Here is an 805-nt window from a genome sequence, read left to right as displayed (position 1 = left end):
GTATGTTTACGTCCTGTTGAATCTTTGAATGTTGTGACTAAGTATTGTGTCACTTCCCCAAAACCTCCTTGACTCGATCTAAGATGTCTTTACACGTATCCTTTTCCTGCGTCTGCTGTTCCATCTTGTCTTTCATGATTCCTTTTCATTTTCTTTTTGTATGCGTCAATGAGTTGGTCGATAGAATATAAGTTGTAAGCTATGTCTATCACTATAACAATTGCTTGTTGGTCGGGATAAAATTCTTTGAATATTATCTGTGGTGTACTAACAACTGCGTCTTGAGCAAATTCTTTATCTTTAAAATTAAACATTTTGTGAAATTCTGTATCTTTAAAACTTGATTCAATCGCTTCTTTTATCTCTTCTGATGACACTCCTACTTGATTCGCAATACTCAATCCAAACGCCAACATGTCAGCTAATTCATCAAGTTGTACGTCTAACGGCTTACCTGGTTTCTTCTTCCAGTTCTTAAACGTTTCCAATGTATTAAACCATTCAAAGAATTCAACTACATATGCTATTTTGCTATCTCGTAAGTTCAGCGTTGGTATTCTATCGTCGAACTCCTTTTGTATTTGTAATAACTCTTGTAACTGATCAATTGTTAATGTGTTAGTCATTTTCCTGTGCCTCCTCATATTTATAGACAACTTGACCCGTCATAATCCCTACTGCTTCATCAAGTTCAATACCTTCTTTAACTGAATGTTGAATAGCATTTGTCATTCCCTCAAGTATTTCATCAAACGCTTGCGCTTTCTTATATACGTCCTCAATCTCTTTTAGTAATCCCTCTGTG

3 protein-coding genes are annotated in these 805 nt (G+C 35.4%); all 3 read right to left on the bottom strand.

Going from position 1 to position 805, the window contains the following annotated elements:
* The coding region (locus FPQ13_RS14045) for a DUF1381 domain-containing protein (RefSeq protein WP_158091988.1) at positions 1-53 on the bottom strand (53 nt) is incomplete at its 3' end.
* Positions 54-89: 36 nt separating this feature from the next.
* Entirely contained in the window at positions 90-626 is a 537-nt protein-coding gene (locus FPQ13_RS13220) for a dUTP diphosphatase (RefSeq protein ID WP_000185669.1), read from the bottom strand.
* On the bottom strand, positions 619-805 hold a 187-nt coding region (gene higB, locus FPQ13_RS13215; protein ID WP_144089748.1), incomplete at its 5' end, for a type II toxin-antitoxin system toxin HigB. The genes FPQ13_RS13220 and higB, both read right to left, overlap by 8 nt.

The sequence above is a fragment of the Allobacillus salarius genome (assembly GCF_007559425.1).
GTDB classification, from domain to species: domain Bacteria; phylum Bacillota; class Bacilli; order Bacillales; family Alkalibacillaceae; genus Allobacillus; species Allobacillus salarius.
The sequence above is the reverse complement of the archived record's forward strand: the minus strand, read 5'-3'. Positions and strand labels throughout refer to the sequence as shown.

Excerpts from the sequence above, each read along its gene's own strand:
- FPQ13_RS13220 (WP_000185669.1), bottom strand. The coding sequence starts at position 626 with ATGACTAACACATTAACAATTGATCAGTTACAAGAGTTATTACAAATA.